18 protein-coding genes are annotated in these 17159 nt (G+C 55.1%); 15 read left to right on the forward strand and 3 right to left on the reverse strand.

The window, feature by feature from the left end; translation table 11 throughout:
- Positions 1–130 precede the first annotated feature (130 nt).
- The 14 genes from KIH26_RS14145 (at position 131) to KIH26_RS14210 (ending at position 13181) form a co-directional block, all read left to right on the forward strand.
- Positions 131–1252: a YjgN family protein gene (locus KIH26_RS14145; protein WP_213446325.1), complete on the forward strand. Its 1122-nt coding sequence runs from the start codon at positions 131–133 to the stop codon at positions 1250–1252.
- Positions 1253–1255: 3 nt separating this feature from the next.
- Positions 1256–2428 carry a M48 family metallopeptidase gene (locus tag KIH26_RS17155; RefSeq protein WP_213446326.1) on the forward strand — a complete coding sequence of 391 codons (1173 nt, stop codon included), beginning with the start codon at positions 1256–1258 and terminating at the stop codon, positions 2426–2428.
- A gap of 32 nt (positions 2429–2460) precedes the next feature.
- Positions 2461–3189, forward strand: a complete 729-nt coding sequence (lipB, locus tag KIH26_RS14155) for a lipoyl(octanoyl) transferase LipB (RefSeq protein ID WP_213446327.1) — start codon at positions 2461–2463, stop codon at positions 3187–3189.
- Between the two features lie 162 nt (positions 3190–3351).
- Positions 3352–4746 (forward strand): DNA repair protein RadA, encoded by a 1395-nt coding sequence (gene radA, locus KIH26_RS14160; RefSeq protein WP_213446328.1) that lies wholly within the window; start codon positions 3352–3354, stop codon positions 4744–4746.
- A 9-nt stretch (positions 4747–4755) separates the two neighbouring features.
- Positions 4756–5373, forward strand: coding sequence for a hypothetical protein (locus tag KIH26_RS14165; RefSeq protein WP_213446329.1), 618 nt, complete (start codon positions 4756–4758; stop codon positions 5371–5373).
- Between the two features lie 59 nt (positions 5374–5432).
- Positions 5433–6218, forward strand: coding sequence for a metallophosphoesterase family protein (locus tag KIH26_RS14170; RefSeq protein WP_213446330.1), 786 nt, complete (start codon positions 5433–5435; stop codon positions 6216–6218).
- 96 nt (positions 6219–6314) lie between these two features.
- Positions 6315–6749 (forward strand): glycerate kinase, encoded by a 435-nt coding sequence (locus tag KIH26_RS14175; protein WP_213446331.1) that lies wholly within the window; start codon positions 6315–6317, stop codon positions 6747–6749.
- Positions 6750–6787: 38 nt separating this feature from the next.
- Complete coding sequence (locus KIH26_RS14180) at positions 6788–7726, forward strand: branched-chain amino acid transaminase (protein ID WP_213446332.1); 939 nt, start codon at positions 6788–6790, stop codon at positions 7724–7726.
- Positions 7727–7730: 4 nt separating this feature from the next.
- Positions 7731–7931: a zinc-finger domain-containing protein gene (locus tag KIH26_RS14185; RefSeq protein WP_213446333.1), complete on the forward strand. Its 201-nt coding sequence runs from the start codon at positions 7731–7733 to the stop codon at positions 7929–7931.
- A gap of 9 nt (positions 7932–7940) precedes the next feature.
- Positions 7941–8537 (forward strand): class I SAM-dependent methyltransferase, encoded by a 597-nt coding sequence (locus KIH26_RS14190; protein ID WP_213446334.1) that lies wholly within the window; start codon positions 7941–7943, stop codon positions 8535–8537.
- Complete coding sequence (locus KIH26_RS14195) at positions 8530–9426, forward strand: glycosyltransferase family 2 protein (protein WP_213446335.1); 897 nt, start codon at positions 8530–8532, stop codon at positions 9424–9426. Before KIH26_RS14190 ends, KIH26_RS14195 begins: the two co-directional genes overlap by 8 nt.
- Positions 9423–10691 (forward strand): O-antigen ligase family protein, encoded by a 1269-nt coding sequence (locus KIH26_RS14200; protein ID WP_213446336.1) that lies wholly within the window; start codon positions 9423–9425, stop codon positions 10689–10691. Before KIH26_RS14195 ends, KIH26_RS14200 begins: the two co-directional genes overlap by 4 nt.
- Before the next feature lie 22 nt (positions 10692–10713).
- Positions 10714–12066: an AmpG family muropeptide MFS transporter gene (locus KIH26_RS14205; protein ID WP_213446337.1), complete on the forward strand. Its 1353-nt coding sequence runs from the start codon at positions 10714–10716 to the stop codon at positions 12064–12066.
- Between the two features lie 89 nt (positions 12067–12155).
- Positions 12156–13181 carry a hypothetical protein gene (locus KIH26_RS14210; RefSeq protein ID WP_213446338.1) on the forward strand — a complete coding sequence of 342 codons (1026 nt, stop codon included), beginning with the start codon at positions 12156–12158 and terminating at the stop codon, positions 13179–13181.
- Here KIH26_RS14210 and KIH26_RS14215 read toward each other — a convergent pair.
- The 3 genes from KIH26_RS14215 to KIH26_RS14225 are packed head-to-tail and all read right to left on the reverse strand — an operon-like array spanning position 13178 to position 16208.
- On the reverse strand, positions 13178–14824 hold the full coding sequence (locus KIH26_RS14215; RefSeq protein WP_213446339.1) for an FMN-binding glutamate synthase family protein: 1647 nt from the start codon (positions 14822–14824) through the stop codon (positions 13178–13180). The two genes, KIH26_RS14210 and KIH26_RS14215, sit on opposite strands and share 4 nt — an antisense overlap.
- Positions 14821–15315: a nuclear transport factor 2 family protein gene (locus KIH26_RS14220; protein ID WP_213446340.1), complete on the reverse strand. Its 495-nt coding sequence runs from the start codon at positions 15313–15315 to the stop codon at positions 14821–14823. The genes KIH26_RS14215 and KIH26_RS14220 overlap by 4 nt, the downstream gene beginning before the upstream one ends.
- Before the next feature lie 8 nt (positions 15316–15323).
- Complete coding sequence (locus tag KIH26_RS14225; protein ID WP_213446341.1) at positions 15324–16208, reverse strand: LysR family transcriptional regulator; 885 nt, start codon at positions 16206–16208, stop codon at positions 15324–15326.
- A gap of 92 nt (positions 16209–16300) precedes the next feature.
- Here KIH26_RS14225 and KIH26_RS14230 point away from each other — a divergent pair, with 92 nt between their 5' ends.
- Positions 16301–17113, forward strand: a complete 813-nt coding sequence (locus KIH26_RS14230) for a hypothetical protein (protein ID WP_213446342.1) — start codon at positions 16301–16303, stop codon at positions 17111–17113.
- Positions 17114–17159: the final 46 nt, after the last annotated feature.

A 17159-nucleotide genomic window follows, 5' to 3' on the forward strand; every position in this document is an offset into this window, starting at 1 on the left:
GAGAACGCATTTGATCAGCAATAACAGCAGCCTGAGCAACCCCATCCCTCTCGAAAAAGCAGGTGCGACGGCTATCGCTGGTACGCCGCGCGGCATTCCCGAGCCCAGCGATCGCATCGAAAGCACGCCTGTGGAGTTCAGCGGTTTAGGCAGCGAATATTTCCGTATCTGGATCGTGAATCTGCTGCTGATCATGGTCACCTTCGGCATTTACTACCCTTGGGCAAAGGTGCGCAAGCTCAAGTATTTTTACAACAACACGCGGATTGACGATCATGCTCTGGAGTTTCATGCGACTGGACTTATGCTTTTGCGCGGCTATGTACTGGGAATCATTTTGTTTTCGATTTTCTCTACCGCTATTGAGTTCTCAGCCTTGTCTGGACTAATAGCAAGTGTGATTTTGGCAGCTGTTTCACCTGTTGTATTCCGCGGTGCGCAGCGCTTTCGAATGGCAAATACCAGTTGGCGGGGTATGCGTATGCGCTTTGTACTCAAAGACCTGAGCGAGGCATATAAGTGTGTCATGCCCGCAGCCCTACTTTTCCTACTGCCGACGGTTATGAGTGTGTTTGTCGCTGAACAAGTGCTTGCTAAGAATCAAGAGATAAAGTTACTAATCGGTTTGGCTATCGCAAGCTCGCTCACCTTTTTCGTTACATTCCCCTATTTTTTCTGGCGAATCAAACGCCTACAGCACAGTCATTTTGCATGGGGGCCATTGAAGACAGAATACCGAAGCGAAGTTGGTGATACTTATAAGATATTCGCTTGGACACTGGTTGTTGCCATGCTGATTGCAGTAGCATTTGCTGTTATTGTATTTGCCTTAATTCCAAACAGCGCGGGGAGCATTCGTAAACCAGGTGGTGTGATCGCTGCTTTCAGTCTGTTGGTTCCTTTGTTCTTTTTGTTTGCGATTACGATAAATATTCTTCCCCGCGCATACTTGACAGCCAAGATGCAAAACCTGCTCTGGTCGCGCACAGGCAATCGCCATTTCCGCTTCAAGAGCGAGCTGGCTACTGGCAAGTTCATTGTTTTGCAATTCAAAAACTACTTTCTGATCTTGATCACGCTGGGGCTGTATTGGCCCTTCGCCGTGGTGGCCACTCAGCGCATGAAGCTCGAAGCCATCAGCCTCAAAACCCGTGTGGCACTCGATAAACTCACGGACGCAGCCCGCGCTCGCGAAAACGATGCCGCCGGCGACATGGCCGCAGATATTTTTGGTTTTGATGTGGGCATGTAAGTCGTGAACACACAAGCTCCGCGCCTCGCTTTGAATTTGCTGGATGGCCGCAGTGCCAGTGCTCAGCCTGTAATGCTACAAATTTCGGAGCACTCTGCGCAGATCATTCGCCGGCAAACGGGTGATTTGTTATTAGAAATTCCTCTCAAGGACATGCGCAAGCAAATGCGCTGGCCAGAAGCCACAGCCCGCGGCGCGCGCATCGTTGAGTTGACGGACAAAGCCCCACCAGAATGGGAGGGCGCGCAACTGCATTGGCCTTCGGATCAAGATGCCAAGGTGTTTGATGCATGGGTGGCGCAACATGTGAGCAACAGCGCCAATCCTTCTGCTGGTTGGGTTGCGCGCGCGCAGCAAAGCTGGCGCGGTGTGCTGGTGGCTTTCGTGTTGCTCGTTGGCGTGATCTGGGGCATGTATTTGTATGGCCTACCCGTTGCGGCTCGCGGCATCACGGCGCTCGTGCCGCAAGCGGCAGACCAAGCGATTGGCCGCAATGCCCTGCAGCAAATCGATGGCCGTTGGATGACGCCCAGTAAATTACCGCTCGAAGATCAAACGCGTATCCGCGAGCGCTTTCTTGCGGGCGTGAAAAAACAATACCCGAGCGACACACCACAAATCCAGCTCGAATTTCGCAAATCCGAAATTGGCCCCAACGCCTTCGCCCTGCCCGGTGGCATCATGGTGATGACGGATGAGCTGGTGCAGCTGGTGAAAGACGACGAGGTGGTGCTCGGCGTGCTCGGCCACGAGCTTGGCCACATCACCCGCCGCCACGGTATGCGCCAGCTCGTGCAGGTCGGCGTGATGCAAGGCGTGCTTTCCATTGCCTTTGGCGATTACGGCAGCTTGATCACCGCCGCGCCGCTCATCCTGGGCAGCATGGCCTACAGCCGCGCCCATGAGCGCGAAGCCGATGACGAATCGATTGCCTACATGCGCGCCGCAGGCATCAGCCCCTTGGTGATGGTGAAATTCTTCCAAGCCGCTCGCAATTACAAACCGCCGAAGAAAGACAAAGACGGCAACGATCTGCCACCATCGGCTGAGCCACCCGCTGAACAAGCCGACAAACCCAAAGAAGTGAAGAAAACCCCCTTGGGCTTTTCCATCATCTCCAGCCACCCGTTGGATGAAGAGCGCATGGAGAAATTTCGCAAGGCGGCTGGCAGGTAATGGTGATCCCGCAATCGCAGGACAATCAAGCCATGCAAGTTGAATTCAAAGGCCTTCAGCCCTATGCGCCCAGCTTTGAGGCGATGCAGGCGTATGTGGCGCAGTTGGCGCTTTCGAGGGGTGATTTTTTAAGCGAAAACGGCACTTTGCCGGCACAGGATCTGCGCGAAGTGCTATGGATATGTGAGCATCCTCCGGTTTTCACGCAGGGGCTTGCTGGTAAGGCGGAGCATGTGCTGATGGCTGGTGATATCCCCGTAGTGCAAACCAATCGCGGCGGGCAAGTCACGTATCACGGGCCGGGGCAGGTGGTGGCGTATCCAATGATTGACTTGAGGGCGCGCAACTATTTCGTGAAGGAATATGTGCATCGGCTCGAAGAAGCGACGATTCGCACACTCGCGCATTTTGGGCTCACAGGCCATCGCGTGCGCGGCGCGCCGGGAATTTATGTGCGGCTTGACGAACCTGCCTCACATGCGAGATTGCTCGGCGCAGATGGTCAGCCCATGCAAGAAGCGGAGCTTGCCACGCGCACAGACATCGGCAAAATCGCCGCCCTCGGCATCAAAGTCAGCCGCCACATCACCTACCATGGTCTTGCTTTGAATGTGGCGATGGATTTGTCGCCCTATGAACGCATCAACCCTTGTGGCTATGCGGGGCTGCGCACGGTGGATATGGCTTTCTGCGGTGTGAGTGCTTCTTGGGATGAGGTGGCTAAAGTACTTGCAGATAAATTGGTGACTTATCTAGGGTGATCGCCGGGCTAGCAGGAGAACGCAAAAGACGCAGAAATTCGCAAAAAGCGCAAAAGAAGACATTTCATGGGCTCTTTTTTGCGAATTTTGAGCTTCCTCTGCGTCTTTTGCGTACTTTTCTCAAGAGCCCAAATCTGTTTATAAAAACAGTATGATCTCAGCATGGCCAAAGACAAAACCCTCTTCACCTGCACCGAATGCGGCGGTACATCGCCGAAATGGTTGGGTAAATGCCCCAGTTGCGGCGCTTGGAATACCTTGATCGAGGGTGTGGCCGAAAGCGCGGCGACTGGCAAAAACCGCTTCGCGGCGCCTTTGTCTTTAGCGGGCAGCTCGCCCGTGCAGGCGCTGGGCGACATCGAAGCTTCGGATGTCGAGCGCACACCCACTGGCCATGAAGAACTGGATCGTGTGCTCGGTGGCGGCATTGTGGAAGGCGGCGTGGTGCTCATCGGCGGCGATCCGGGGATTGGCAAATCCACATTGCTCTTGCAAGCGCTGGATTCGCTTCAACGCGCCGGCACAGCAGCTTTGTATGTCACAGGCGAGGAAAGCGCCGCACAAGTTGCGCTGCGCGCACGCAGGCTGGGCTTGGATAACAGTCAAGTGCAAGTCCAAGCAGAAACGCAGCTCGAAAAAATCATCGCCACACTCGCCGCACAACAACCGCGCATTGCAGTCATCGATTCCATCCAAACCGTGTATTCCGAGCAGCTCACCAGTGCCCCCGGCTCGGTGGCGCAGGTGCGCGAGTGCGCAGCGCATCTCACGCGCTTTGCCAAAAGCAGTGGCACGGCCATCGTGCTCGTCGGCCACGTCACCAAAGAAGGCGCTCTCGCCGGCCCGCGTGTGCTCGAGCACATGGTCGATACCGTGCTGTATTTCGAGGGCGACACACACTCCAATTTCCGCCTCGTGCGCGCCATCAAAAATCGCTTTGGCGCCGTGAATGAAATTGGCGTGTTCGCCATGACGCAGCAGGGTTTGAAAGGCGTGAGCAACCCAAGCGCGATTTTTCTCTCCCAACACAGCGAGCCCGTGCCCGGTAGCTGCGTGATGGTCACGCTCGAAGGCACGCGCCCGATGCTGGTGGAAATTCAAGCCTTGGTCGATGGCGGCGGGCCGTCGCCGCGCCGTCTCTCCGTCGGTCTGGATCGTGATCGTTTAGCGATGCTGCTGGCGGTTTTGCATCGCCACGCTGGCATCGCCTGCGCTGATCAAGATGTGTTTGTGAATGCCGTGGGAGGCGTGCGCATCACCGAGCCCGCAGCCGATTTGTCTGTGATGCTGAGCATCACCAGCAGCTTGCGCGGCAAGCCCTTGCCCAAAGGCTTCATCGCCTTTGGCGAAGTCGGCTTGGCTGGCGAAGTGCGCCCCGCGCCGCGCGGCCAAGAGCGATTGAAAGAAGCCGCGAAGCTAGGTTTCTCCACCGCCATCATTCCTAAAGCCAATGCGCCCAAGAAATCGCAGATGAAAGATTTCGAGGGCATGACGATTCATGCCGTGGAGCGGGTGGAGCAAGCGATGGAGATGATGCGGGAGTTGCAGTCTGGCTAAACTTGGCACATGAAACCATGGAATGAAGCGAAGCTGGAGAGCGAGCGCAATGTTTTTGTTGAGGCGCGCAAACACCGTACCTCTGCGCTTGGCCTGTCGCTGGTTTTTGTGGTCACGTTGATTGCTACTTGGCTAGCCAGCGCTGCTTTGCTTAAACAAACGGCCTTATCGATGTCGTGGCGCTACGTCGCTGCCATGTGCGTGGGATATGCGGTGTTTTTCTGCGCAGTTCGCATCTGGGCAGATTTCCAAAAACGTCACCCCGTTGAGCGAGGTAACTCATCTTGGGATATGCCAACAGACATCCCTGCCGTGGATGCGGAGGGCTGCTTTTTTGTGGTCATATTCTTCTTTTTGGCATTGCTGTTGGCCGGCACGATTTCTTGGCTTGGCGTACCCATCTTGCTGGAGGTTGCTTTTGAAGTCGCTTTTGCGGGCGCTGTAGTGCGCCGCATGGGGCAAGTGGATTACTACGTCGGCGGTTGGCACTGGGTGCTGCTAAAAAAGACAGCGTGGATACTCGTGATGTTGATGATCTTGGTTTATTTTGGCGCGCAATATCTTCAGAAACAACATCCCAGCATTCGTACGATGGCAGATATTTTGCGTATTTTGTTTCAACCATAATGCTATTTATTCAATAGCGCGTTGCGCATCATATACGAGTGCAAACCGCCTAAACCGCCATGAAAATCGCTGCTATTTCTGATATCCACGGTAACTTGAATGCACTGCAAGCTGTGCTCGCAGAAATAGATCGTGAAGGCGTAGATCAAATCATCAATTGCGGCGACACGCTTGGCGGGCCACTCGAATCAGCGAAGACGGCAGACTTGCTGATGGCGCGTGGCATCCCGATGATCGCGGGTAATCACGAGCGGCAATTGCTCACCTTACCGCCTGACAAACTCAATCGCAGCGATGCTTGCACAGCGAGTGAGATCAACGATGCGCACCGAGCTTGGCTGGCCAGCGCGCCGCCAACAATGTGGTTTGCGGAAGATGTGTTCATCTGCCACGGTACACCCGCCTCTGATCTTCACTACTGGCTGGAAACGATCACCGATGATTTCGGGCAAAACGGCTCGGTCGGTGTGCGCCCAGCGTCGCATGCGGAAATATTAGAGCGCCTAGGCAGCGGTGCACACACGTGCAAAGCAAGCCTGATCATCTGTGGTCACACCCACGTGCCCCGCGTCGTTCAGGTGAACTCGCCAGATGCTGGCCACCCCATCACCATCGTTAATGCAGGCAGCGTTGGCTTACCGGGCTATGACGATATTCACCCTCACAAACACTGGATCGAAACGGGCAGCCCACATGCCCGATATGCCTTGATCGAGAAAACGCCGCATGGCTGGAATGTGCAACTGCGCAGCGTGGCCTATGACTTTGAGCGCATGGCGCAACTTGCCGAGCGTCGCAAGCGCCCCGATTGGGCACGGCCTTTGCGCACCGGGCGTATGAGTTAATACTCCTGAATTAATAGCACTTTGCGCAATAGATACGCCGGCGATTGGCTATTTTTGCCTTAAATTTTGCCGTATAACAGGCCGTAAAATCGCAGGATGAATTTCAAAAGTATCTTCTTATGGCTTGCAGGCGCAGCCTTACTCGTTGTGGGCTATCAAAAATACGGACTGCCTGGCGTGGCAGTGGTCTTGGGCGGCATTGTGTTTTGGATGCTCTTGCATTTCACCCGCATGATGACGGTGCTCAAACGTGCCGCCAACACACCCATGGGCTACGTGGGCAGCGCTGTGATGCTCAACGCCAAGCTGAAAAAAGGCGTGAATCTTCTGCATGTGATGGCGCTCACCCGCAGCATCGGCCTCTTGCAGACCGAGAAAGATGCGCAGCCTGAAATTTACCGTTGGCAAGATGGCGGCGGCTCCTTCGTCACCTGTACCTTCATGCATGGCAAATTACAAAGCTGGGAGCTTTTCCGCCCAGCAGCGCCCGCAACAGAAACCGATCTCGCGCAAGCCCCCGCCGCCCAGTAAAATCTCTGCTTTTAGATACAAAACCTCAGGAACACCTCATGGCACTCGTAGCCCCCAGCATGTCTGACCGCGACGGCAAAATTTGGATGGACGGCCAACTCGTCGAGTGGCGCGATGCCAAGATTCATGTGCTTTCCCACACCCTGCACTATGGCTGCGGCGCCTTTGAAGGCGTACGCGCCTACAACACGGTCAACGGCACAGCGATTTTCCGCCTGCAAGAGCACACCGAGCGCTTGTTCAACAGCGCCAAGATCCTGCGTATGGCGATTCCTTTCACAAAAGATCAAGTCAACGCCGCGCAATGCGAAGTCGTACGCGCCAACAAGTTGGAGAGCTGCTATCTGCGCCCGCTCACCTGGATTGGTGACAAGAAGCTCGGCGTATCGCCAAAGGGCAACACCATTCACCTCATGGTGGCTGCTTGGGCATGGGGCGCATACCTCGGCGAAGAAGGCTTGAAGCGCGGCATCCGTGTGAAGACGAGCAGCTACACCCGCCATCACGTCAACATCACCATGACGCAGGCCAAAGCGGTGAGCAACTACACCAACTCGATTTTGGCCAACATGGAGGCCACCGACGAAGGCTATGACGAAGCGCTGCTGCTCGACAGTTCGGGCTTCGTGAGCGAAGGCGCAGGTGAAAATCTTTTCGTCATCAAAGGCGGCGTGATCTACACACCCGACTTGTCTGCCGGCGCATTGAACGGCATCACCCGCAACACTGTCTTCCACATCGCAAAAGATTTGGGCTATGAGATTGTGCAAAAGCGCATCACGCGCGATGAAGTCTATATCTGCGACGAAGCCTTCTTCACCGGTACTGCAGCCGAAGTCACGCCGATTCGTGAGCTCGATCGCATCGAACTCGGCTCGGGAAGCCGCGGCCCGATCACCGAAAAAATCCAAAGCGCCTTCTTCGATATCGTCAATGGCCGCAACCCCAAATACGCGCACTGGCTGACAAAGGTTTAAAGCAATGAAACCAGCCATCGAACTCGCTGCCGCCGACCTCAATCCCCAAGGCGGCATCTTCTGCCCCAGCAAACAAGCGGGCATGGAGCTGTGGAACGGCCATCCCCGCGTCTTCCTCGATGTGGGTAAACACGGCCAAGCCAAGTGCCCGTATTGCGGCACGGAATACAAGCTCAAAGCGGGCGAACACGTCCACGCGCATTGAGACAAGCTGATGGCGGCATCCCATCTTGATCTGGGCTGTGGCCAGCGCCCCAAAAATCCCTACGGTCACCCACGCCTGTTTGGTGTGGACATCCGCTCAGGCTTACAGATCGAGGGCGTTGAGCGTATTGAGGCGGCCAATCTCAGCAGCCAGCCGATTCCGTTTGGCGACAATCAATTTGATTCTGTCTCAGCTTATGATTTTTTGGAGCATGTGCCGCGCGTGAGCTTGGATGCGCAAGGTGACACGCAATTTCCGTTTATCAAGTTGATAGATGAGATTTGGCGCGTGCTCAAACCGGGTGGGATGCTGTATGCCATCACGCCCGCCTATCCGCATGAAAAAGCGTTTCGTGATCCCACGCATGTGAACATCATCACCGCCAAGACGCATCGTTACTTCACATTGCCCAAGCTGGAGGCGCGTATGTATGGCTTTGCCGGCACGTTTGAGTTGAAGCGACAAGTCAGGCTGCATCCCCGTGGCGCATACGAGCCCGAAGGTGCTTCACGCGCGATGCTCAGAGTGCTAGATGGCTTAGCCGGCAAACGCTCGCATTTGCTCTGGGAACTGAAAGCCATCAAAGAAACCGCTTCGCATGGCTGAGCAGGCCTACACCTTGGATGATGTGACCATCATCATCGTGACCTACAACAGCGCGCACTGCATCCCCGCACTGGCATCCGATTTACAAGGCTTTGCCAAAGTCTTCATTTCAGATAATGCGAGCGAAGATGGCACGTGTGATGCGGCAGCGCATTTGATGCCTCAGGCTCGGATTTTGGCTCACAGCAGCAATCTAGGTTTTGGTGCCGCGAACAATCGCGCCTTGGCACAAGTGCAAACCCGCTTTGCTTTGTTGCTCAATCCCGACTGCCAGATGAGCCGAGATGCTGCGCTTGCCTTGCTCAAGGTCAGTGAAGCTTATCCAGAGGCTGCTGTCGTTGCACCGCAACTGCTGCGCGCTAACGGCTCTCAAGAGATCAGCTACCGCTGGCCATCAACGCACTGGGCATCTTCTGGTGTAGGCGCTGAATCGGAGTGCTGCGTGGGCTTTGTGTGCGGCGCGGCGATGCTGATCAATATGGCGCAAGCCAAGCCTGTTGGTTTTTTTGATGAAGATTTTTTTCTTTACTACGAAGACGAAGATCTTTGCTTAAGACTGTTCCAGGCTCAGCGCAGCATCATTTTGGCGCCGCATGTGCAGCTCACACATTCATCACGCGGCTCGGTGCGCGGCAAGTATCCATTGCGTGCGGAATACGGCAGGGGCTACCATCACGCGCAATCTAAAATTTTGTTTGCGTGGAAGCACCACAGCGAAAATATTGCGCAGAGCTTGATGTGGCGCACTTGGGCGTTCGCCGCACTGGGGTTGCCGTTCCGCCTGCTGCTGCCTGCGCCACGATTGGTGGCTCGCTGGTGTGGGCGCATGCGCGGGGCATGGGCGATGCGTGAGCGCTTGGCAGCACCGCCCGCGCGAGGCAAGCTATGAGCCCCTTATCTACTCGTCAACCCATCATCCTGCCGGGCTTACTCTTTGTAGCCATGCTCGCGCCGCTTTTGATCCCGGTGGGTGCAGAGGCCATGATGGTGTTGCTCACTCTGATGGGTGGTCTAGGCTGGGGAATTCAGCGCCTTCGATCACAGCAAGGCTTGGATTGGCGACGCGAGGACTCCTATATGGCTGTGGCCTTGGCCAGCATTGTCTTGCTGCAATTCGTATCTGTGGCTTGGTCGCAATGGCCCAAGCAGAGTGCGGCATCTGCACTCAAGCATGTGCACTTTCTGGTATGGCCTTTATTGGTGTGGGTGCTTAGTCGCGCGAAAGATTCTCAGCGCTGGATGGAGCGCGGTTTGTTGGCTGTGATGAGCTTGACCGTGCTGTGGATGTTGTTGCCCACGAAGATCGGTTGGGTGGGCGGTCAATTTGAAGCGGCCGCTCAAAATCCCAGTGTGATGGGCAAGATCGTCGCCGTATTTGGGCTGTGGGGCATGGTGCTGGCTGCCGGAATGCTGCGCCCTGCAGGCGTTGCTCCGCTGTCCATGCGATGGCGTGCTGTGATGGCGTTGGTTTGGGGCTTGGGCCTGCTATTACTGGTTGCGGCAGATCGGCGTATCGAGCTGGCACTTTATGTGTTGTTATCTATGGCGTTCATCATGCTGCGTTTGTTCAAACGCGGCCAGTTGCGCTTAGTCTTGTCCATGGCCTGTGCGGTTGGCTTACTGATCGGCGTAGCGCTTTCATTTCAGGCAGATCGTTTTGTCAAGGCGGGTCATGAGGTAAGGCAGTATTTTTCCGCCTCGCAGCCCAGTCTGCAAGACTACAACACCTCTTTGGGGCAGCGCATGGAGATGTATCACATTGCTGTGCAAGCCATCCAAGAAAAGCCATGGCTAGGCTGGGGGGCGGGTGCAAGAGCCCACTATCTGAAACAGTACGCGCATTTTCCTGAGCAGATGTTTGAACGCACACACTTGCACAGCCAATACCTGCAAACCTTGGTGGATGTCGGCGTGTTGGGAGCCTTCCTTGCCTGTGCTGCTTTGATCTTGGCATGGCGCGTGAGCGTGGTGCAGCTGTGGCGAAATGGTGAGCAAGAACTGGCGATGTTATTTGCCATACTTTACAGCGTGCATATGCTCAGCGGTGTGTTCAACCCGGCTTTCTCGCAGGGCTTGAGCAATAGCTTTTTCGTCACCATGGTCGCCATTTTGTGGTCGATTCATCGCCAGCAGCGGCCACTGACTGCTGAGTAATCATTTCTTTTATGGTGAGCCTATGAGTACCTCAACGTCATCGAACTCAGCTGTCGCATTGAGTTGGAGGCAGTCTTTCAAGGTCTATCTTGAAGCGCCAACACTGCGCATGCTCGCGCTTGGTTTTTCTGCAGGTTTGCCTCTGCTCTTGGTACTTGGCACTCTCAGTTTCCGTTTACGCGAGGCGGGAATTGATCGCGCCACGATTGGGTTCTTGACGTGGGTGGGGCTGGCCTATGGTTTCAAGTGGTGTTGGGCGCCGCTGGTGGATCGATTGCCGATACCGCTGCTCACGCGCTGGCTAGGGCGCAGGCGCTCTTGGTTGTTGTTGTCTCAACTGGCGATCATTGGCGGGTTGATCGGTATGGCGGTTTCTGATCCGAAGCTGGCCTTGATGCCCGTGGTCTGGTGCGCTTTGGTTGTGGCTTTTGGATCGGCTACGCAGGATATTGCGCTTGATGCTTACCGCATTGAGTCTGCAGATGCGGATCGCCAAGCAGCATTGGCGGCAGCTTATCAAACAGGGTATCGCTTAGCCATGATCTGGGCGGGCGCTGGTGTGTTGTGGATTGCTGCGCGCGCCGAAGTGGCTAATGCAGCGAACTACGATCCGCTGGCTTGGCGCACGGCGTATTTGTGCATGGCAGCATCGATGGGTGTGGGCATACTCACAGTGCTCTTATCGCCAGAACCGGCCGCGAAAGCGCTTGCACCCGCCAAGAACATGCAGGATTGGTTGCTCATCACATTGATCGAGCCCTTCTCTGATTTCTTCAAACGCTACAAATGGCAAGCCGCCTTGATCTTGGCCCTGATTGCCGTGTACCGCATCAGCGATATCGTGATGGGTGTGATGGCCAACCCGTTCTATGTCGACATGGGTTTTACCAAGGATCAAGTCGCCGGTGTCACCAAAGTGTATGGCGTGATCATGACCTTGGTTGGCGCATTCATCGGTGGAATTTTATCGATGCGCTTGGGAGTGATGCGTGTGTTGATGCTTGGTGCGCTGCTTAGCGCAGTGAGCAATTTGCTTTTTGCTTGGCTCGGCAGTCAAGGCGCAAATGTGAATGCACTGATTTGGGTGATCTCGGCGGACAACCTCTCCAGCGGCATTGCCTCTGCAGCTTTCATTGCATATCTTTCCAGCTTAACCAACATCCAGTACTCGGCAACGCAATACGCGCTGTTCAGTTCGTTGATGCTTTTATTGCCCAAATTTCTGGCTGGATTTTCTGGGCAGGTGGTGAACAGTGTGGGTTATGCTCAATTTTTCACCGGCACAGCTTTGCTGGGGTTGCCAGTCATCGCCTTGGTTTTTCTTGCGAATCGCTACACACCAGTGCAAAAAACCGGGGAAACCCCCTCATCCTGATGGATGAAACCCATATTTCAGGTATTGCACGATTTCACTTGTTGGCCTATAAAGCGAGCTTGTACATGAAAAGTTAAGTAGTACACCACATGAAACATCCCTTGTTGTATTTGGGATTGATGGGTTTTGACGCTGCTAGCGAAGCGGCGGCTCGGCGTTGGCTAACAACTTATGCTTCCCAAGCAAAGGGTGGCGATGAGCATCCCATTTGGCAAGTGGTTGATTTTCGCGAGGCGGATGCTTTGCTGATCCGCGGAGCGGGTGTGGCACAGGGCTTTGGCACACATTTGCAGTTTTCGCCAGACCTACAGGACGCGCATCCGAATGCGCCCCTGGGCGTCGATCTGGCGGCCATGAAATTGCCCTTTGCCATAGGCGATACAGCGCATTTACAGGCTTTGGGAATCGACACCAAAGATAGCCATTGCTTCAATCTTCAGCAAGATGCCAGTATGCTGAAAGCTGTGCAGCATTTTGAGACGGTTTTGCGACCCTTGCGCTCTCTGTATTCGCTCGCCGTTGAGCTGACTGAGCGCAGGCAAGAGTTGGATAAAGATCACACCTATCATCTGGAGCGTAACGGTAATTTGGATGCCATCATTGATGTACCCAAGCGCCGCGTGCTCTTGCGCCCAGGCACGCGGCCAGTGGATATTTGTGAGGATGCTTGGTTAGCCAGGCCGCGCTCGGCCAATTTCGCACCTTCGAATTTCATGGAGTGCAGCCTTGATGAGGTGGGTTGGGTGTTTGCAACGCATTGCATGGATATTGAGCTGCCCAAGCGCTACCGAAGCAAGCCGATCCATATCTTGCACAACCCTCGTGTTCGTAGCTCCTTGCTGTATCCAAGACATGCGATCTTGATTGACCAGTTGTGGCATCACCCCACCAGTTTTGAGCAGCTACAAAAGCTGCGTACCGAGCAGGATGATTGGCTAGAGCGTGATCTGTATGCCCTCTACCTCACGCGCTGCATCTCAACACAACAAGCCACAACACACGATGGGGAAGCCTCATCCTTGCCTGGCGACTTCAGTCACACCAGCCCATGGATGCTGCAGCGCTTGGGCAAGCGCATGAATACTTTGGCGGGTGAGTTGCAATCACTGTTTTAGGTGGGTGCCAAAGAAAAGCTGGAGGCTTGTGCACGCGGCCAATACAGGCGGAAGACGTTGTGCACCTCGCTCAAATCGTTGTGCAGCAAGCTGCCGGTTGAGACTTGCGGCACCAAATTGGCCAGCAAGCGCACTTCGTTATCGTTGACGCGGCGCACGATGTGATGCGCCGTGATATCACCAGGATGATTCAAGCCAGCCGCCTGCACGATCTCCGCCAGCGCATGCAAGGTCTGCGTATGAAAATGATGCACACGCTCAGCCTTGCTGGGTACATGCAAGGCTTTTTGCCGATGCGCGTCTTGCGTGGTCACGCCCGTAGGGCAGTGGCCGGTGTGGCAAGCCTGCGCCTGAATACAGCCCAGAGCAAACATAAAGCCGCGCGCTGAATTGCACCAGTCTGCGCCCAGTGCCATCATGCGCGCCATATCAAAAGCGCTCACCACTTTACCCGCGCAGCCAATGCGAATGCGATCACGCAAGCCCGCGCCTTTGAGTGTGTTGTGCACGAGCAGCAAGCCCTCTTGCAAGGGTGCGCCTACGTGATCGGTGAACTCCACTGGCGCAGCGCCCGTGCCGCCTTCAGCGCCATCAACCACGATGAAATCCGGCACGATATCAGTGGCCAGCATGGCTTTTACCAGAGCAAACCATTCCCAAGGATGGCCAATACACAACTTAAACCCCACGGGTTTGCCGCCAGAGAGTTCGCGCAGTTGCGCGATGAAGGCCATCATGTCCAGAGGCGTGGAAAATGCGCTGTGCGAGGCCGGTGAGACGCAATCGACGCCTTGTGGCACGCCACGAGCGGCAGCAATTTCTGCCGTTACTTTAGAGCCTGGCAGCAAGCCACCATGCCCTGGCTTGGCGCCTTGGCTGAGCTTGAGTTCAATCATTTTCACTTGTGGATCGCTGGCGGTCGCTTTGAATTTTTCGGGGCTGAATGAACCATCATCGTTGCGGCAGCCAAAATAGCCCGAGCCAATTTCCCAAATCAAATCGCCACCATGCTGGCGATGGTGCACACTGATCGAGCCTTCGCCCGTATCATGCGCAAAGCCGCCAGCTTTCGCACCTTGATTCAGTGCAAGAATCGCATTGGCGCTCAGCGCACCAAAACTCATGGCCGATATATTGAACACACTGGCCGAGTATGGTTGCGTGCAGTTGTTTGCAGCTGTGCCAATGGTGATGCGGAAATCATGGGAGGCAATTTGGGTGGGTGCCATGGAATGGTTGATCCACTCGTAGCCATCTTCGCCCACATCCAGCTGCGTGCCAAAGGGGCGCTTATCGCTGTCGCCTTTTGCGCGTGCATACACGAGCGAGCGCTGTGCTCTGGAAAATGGCGCGGCCTCGTTATCGCCTTCCAGGAAATACTGGCGAATTTCGGGGCGAATGAACTCAAGCAAAAAGCGCATGTGCCCAATCACGGGATAGTTGCGCAACACCGCATGTCGCTCTTGCCGAAGATCGCGGATGCCCAAACCTGTCAGCGCTAAAAAAACCAGGGTCCAAAGCCAGCCAATATCAAAAGCAATGATGCAAAACAAGCCCAACAGAGCGAATGCAATACATGTGATGAAGGCGCTGTAGCGCACCGGCACATAGGTGTTGGCACGGGCAATCAGATCGGTGATCATGCGGATCCTTTTTGATACTTGCGCAAATTGGCCATGGCCTGTTGTTTGACTTTGCTGCGCAGCATTGGGCTCCAGCCCAGCAGCAATCCAGGCGCCCCCAGCGCTTGGCGAGACCAGCGCCAAAAATCAAAGCGGTCTCGTTGTTGAATGATCAGGCCTTGTTCATTGAAGATGAATTCTGCGTCAATGATGTTGTGTACGACACGCCCGGTGGCAGTGAAGAGGTAGGTAGGCTCCCAATGTGCGCTGCCTGATGTGCCGTTGGCCTTAACTTGCGAAAACACCAGTTTCCAGACCTCGCGTCCTTTGACATTTTTAGGCGCGCGTACAGCATCAATCAGCATGCTCCACATCGCCATGACTTGCGCCTTTCCCTCCAATTGAAAAGCCTCATCTTCAAAGCGCACCGCATCGGCATAGCAAGCGCCCATGCCCGCTGCATCTAAGTTAGAAAACGCTGTGTACAAGGCGTTGATGGTGGTGGTGCTCATAGCAATCCTTATAAGACTTTGGGTAAATGGCTACCAAGGAAATCGTACACCGCCTTGATGCGTTGGTTGCTGCGGATTTCCCGGTGCACCACAAGCCACAGGGGCAGTGGCGGGATTTGCAGCATCGGCAGCAAGGGCACCAAGCAGTTATCCGTACGTCCAATGTAGTCAGAAATAAAGCCCACGCCCAAGCCCGCACGCAAAGCGGAGTTATACGCGATCAAATCATCTGTGCGCAGCACGATTCTCTCGCTTGGAAGCGGCAAACCCATGGCAGCCGCGCCACGCTCCAAGGTATCGTCTTTGTCGCCGCTGAGTAAATCGTGTTGCAGCAGATCCGCAGGCTGCTTGGGAATGCCGCGCCGGCGCAAATAGTCGCGATGCGCATAGGCGCTTATTGTGACCTGCCCCACACGCCGAGCAATCACACTGCCTTGATCGGGCTGCACCATGCGCAGCGCAATATCCGCCTCGCGCTTGAGCAAATTGCTCACGGCATTGCTGACCACCAGCTCCACCGTTATCTCAGGCAGCGCCACGCGCATTTGCGCGAGAAGCGGCGGCAGCAACACACAGGCCACCGGCTGGCTTGCACTGATGCGCACAGAGCCCGCTAATTTTGATTGCGCGCCCGCCGCTTGGCGCGCGAGCTGCATCGCGCCCGCCTCCATGGCGCGCGCCGAATCGGCGAGGCGCAGCGCCATAGCTGTGGGCAGCAGGCCACGCCCCGTGCGCTCAAAAAGCGTGGTGCCCAGTTGCGATTCCAGCTCTGCAATATGCCGCCCTAGTGTGGGTTGGCTAGAACGCAAGGCTTTGGCCGCACCCAGCAAGCTGCCGTGCTCCAGCGCGGCAAGGAAGGAGCGGATTAATGTCCAGTCAAAAGTGTTATTCATTGTTGAATATCTGGTGTGAACAGATAGGCAATTGTGCAACAACAAAGAAGTTTTCACAATCGCTGCATTGCACATCAATTCCTAGACACGTTATGAATCCACAAACGATCACTCATTCTTTGCGACACACTTCGCCTGCACTGTTCTTGGGCGGCGTGGCGTTGTTGGCGATGTCTTGCGCCACGTTGCTACTACCACTGATGGATGTTCGCCTCTTTCAAGGCGTGAGCGTTTGGCTCAAGCCTTGGAAATTTCAAGTCTCCACAGGCGTGTATTTACTGAGCTTGGCCCTTTTTATGGTCTGGTTGCCCAAGTCTGCTTTACAAACCCGCTCTGCGCGCTATGTGGTTTGGGTGGCTTTGACGAATGGTTTGTTCGAGGTCGCTTACGTCACTTGGCAGGGGGCTCTGGGGCAGGGGTCGCATTTCAATGTGGCCACATCGTTTCACTCGATGATGTATACCTTGATGGGCATCGGTGCCGTGTTACTGACCAGCGCATCTATCGTTCTAGCCATTTTGATTGCGCGCACCCAAGCTTATGCCTTGCCAGCAGCTCTCAAGCTGTCCATCGTCTTGGGATTGATCATTACCTTCGTGTTGGGCACAGGTTTTGGAGGCTATTTGAGTGGCCAACAAAACGGTCATTGGGTCGGTACGGCGGCTACGGATGCCGGTGGGCTGCCCGTGGTCACATGGTCGCGCAGCGGGGGGGATTTGCGTGTGGCGCATTTCTTTGGTATCCATGCCATGCACTTTATTCCCTTGTTTGCCTTTGCTTTGCATCGTTTGCGAGTCTCGCAAGCGCCTGCCCGTGTTGCAGTCTGGGTTTTTTCTGCGTTGTTTTGTGCTTTGTGTTTTTGGACTTTTTTACAAGCACTGCGCGGACAACCGTTTTGGGCATAAACCTTCATTTTTAGCCCCGCCTTATTCATTTTTATTTGGAGAACAT

Origin of the sequence: Variovorax sp. PCZ-1 (assembly GCF_018413605.1) — a bacterium.
Lineage (GTDB): Bacteria > Pseudomonadota > Gammaproteobacteria > Burkholderiales > Burkholderiaceae_C > JANMDU01.

What these genes read in the sequence shown, in the direction of transcription:
- KIH26_RS14215 (WP_213446339.1), bottom strand. Translation starts at nt 14,824, where the DNA reads ATGATCACCGATCTGATTGCCCGTGCCAACACCTATGTGCCGGTGCGC.
- KIH26_RS14230 (WP_213446342.1), top strand. Translation starts at nt 16,301, where the DNA reads ATGAATCCACAAACGATCACTCATTCTTTGCGACACACTTCGCCTGCA.
- KIH26_RS14165 (WP_213446329.1), top strand. Translation starts at nt 4,756, where the DNA reads ATGAAACCATGGAATGAAGCGAAGCTGGAGAGCGAGCGCAATGTTTTT.
- KIH26_RS14170 (WP_213446330.1), top strand. Translation starts at nt 5,433, where the DNA reads ATGAAAATCGCTGCTATTTCTGATATCCACGGTAACTTGAATGCACTG.
- KIH26_RS14190 (WP_213446334.1), top strand. Translation starts at nt 7,941, where the DNA reads ATGGCGGCATCCCATCTTGATCTGGGCTGTGGCCAGCGCCCCAAAAAT.
- KIH26_RS14195 (WP_213446335.1), top strand. Translation starts at nt 8,530, where the DNA reads ATGGCTGAGCAGGCCTACACCTTGGATGATGTGACCATCATCATCGTG.
- lipB (WP_213446327.1), top strand. Translation starts at nt 2,461, where the DNA reads ATGCAAGTTGAATTCAAAGGCCTTCAGCCCTATGCGCCCAGCTTTGAG.
- KIH26_RS14225 (WP_213446341.1), bottom strand. Translation starts at nt 16,208, where the DNA reads ATGAATAACACTTTTGACTGGACATTAATCCGCTCCTTCCTTGCCGCG.
- KIH26_RS14210 (WP_213446338.1), top strand. Translation starts at nt 12,156, where the DNA reads ATGAAACATCCCTTGTTGTATTTGGGATTGATGGGTTTTGACGCTGCT.
- KIH26_RS14220 (WP_213446340.1), bottom strand. Translation starts at nt 15,315, where the DNA reads ATGAGCACCACCACCATCAACGCCTTGTACACAGCGTTTTCTAACTTA.
- KIH26_RS14185 (WP_213446333.1), top strand. Translation starts at nt 7,731, where the DNA reads ATGAAACCAGCCATCGAACTCGCTGCCGCCGACCTCAATCCCCAAGGC.
- KIH26_RS14200 (WP_213446336.1), top strand. Translation starts at nt 9,423, where the DNA reads ATGAGCCCCTTATCTACTCGTCAACCCATCATCCTGCCGGGCTTACTC.
- KIH26_RS14205 (WP_213446337.1), top strand. Translation starts at nt 10,714, where the DNA reads ATGAGTACCTCAACGTCATCGAACTCAGCTGTCGCATTGAGTTGGAGG.
- radA (WP_213446328.1), top strand. Translation starts at nt 3,352, where the DNA reads ATGGCCAAAGACAAAACCCTCTTCACCTGCACCGAATGCGGCGGTACA.
- KIH26_RS14175 (WP_213446331.1), top strand. Translation starts at nt 6,315, where the DNA reads ATGAATTTCAAAAGTATCTTCTTATGGCTTGCAGGCGCAGCCTTACTC.
- KIH26_RS14180 (WP_213446332.1), top strand. Translation starts at nt 6,788, where the DNA reads ATGGCACTCGTAGCCCCCAGCATGTCTGACCGCGACGGCAAAATTTGG.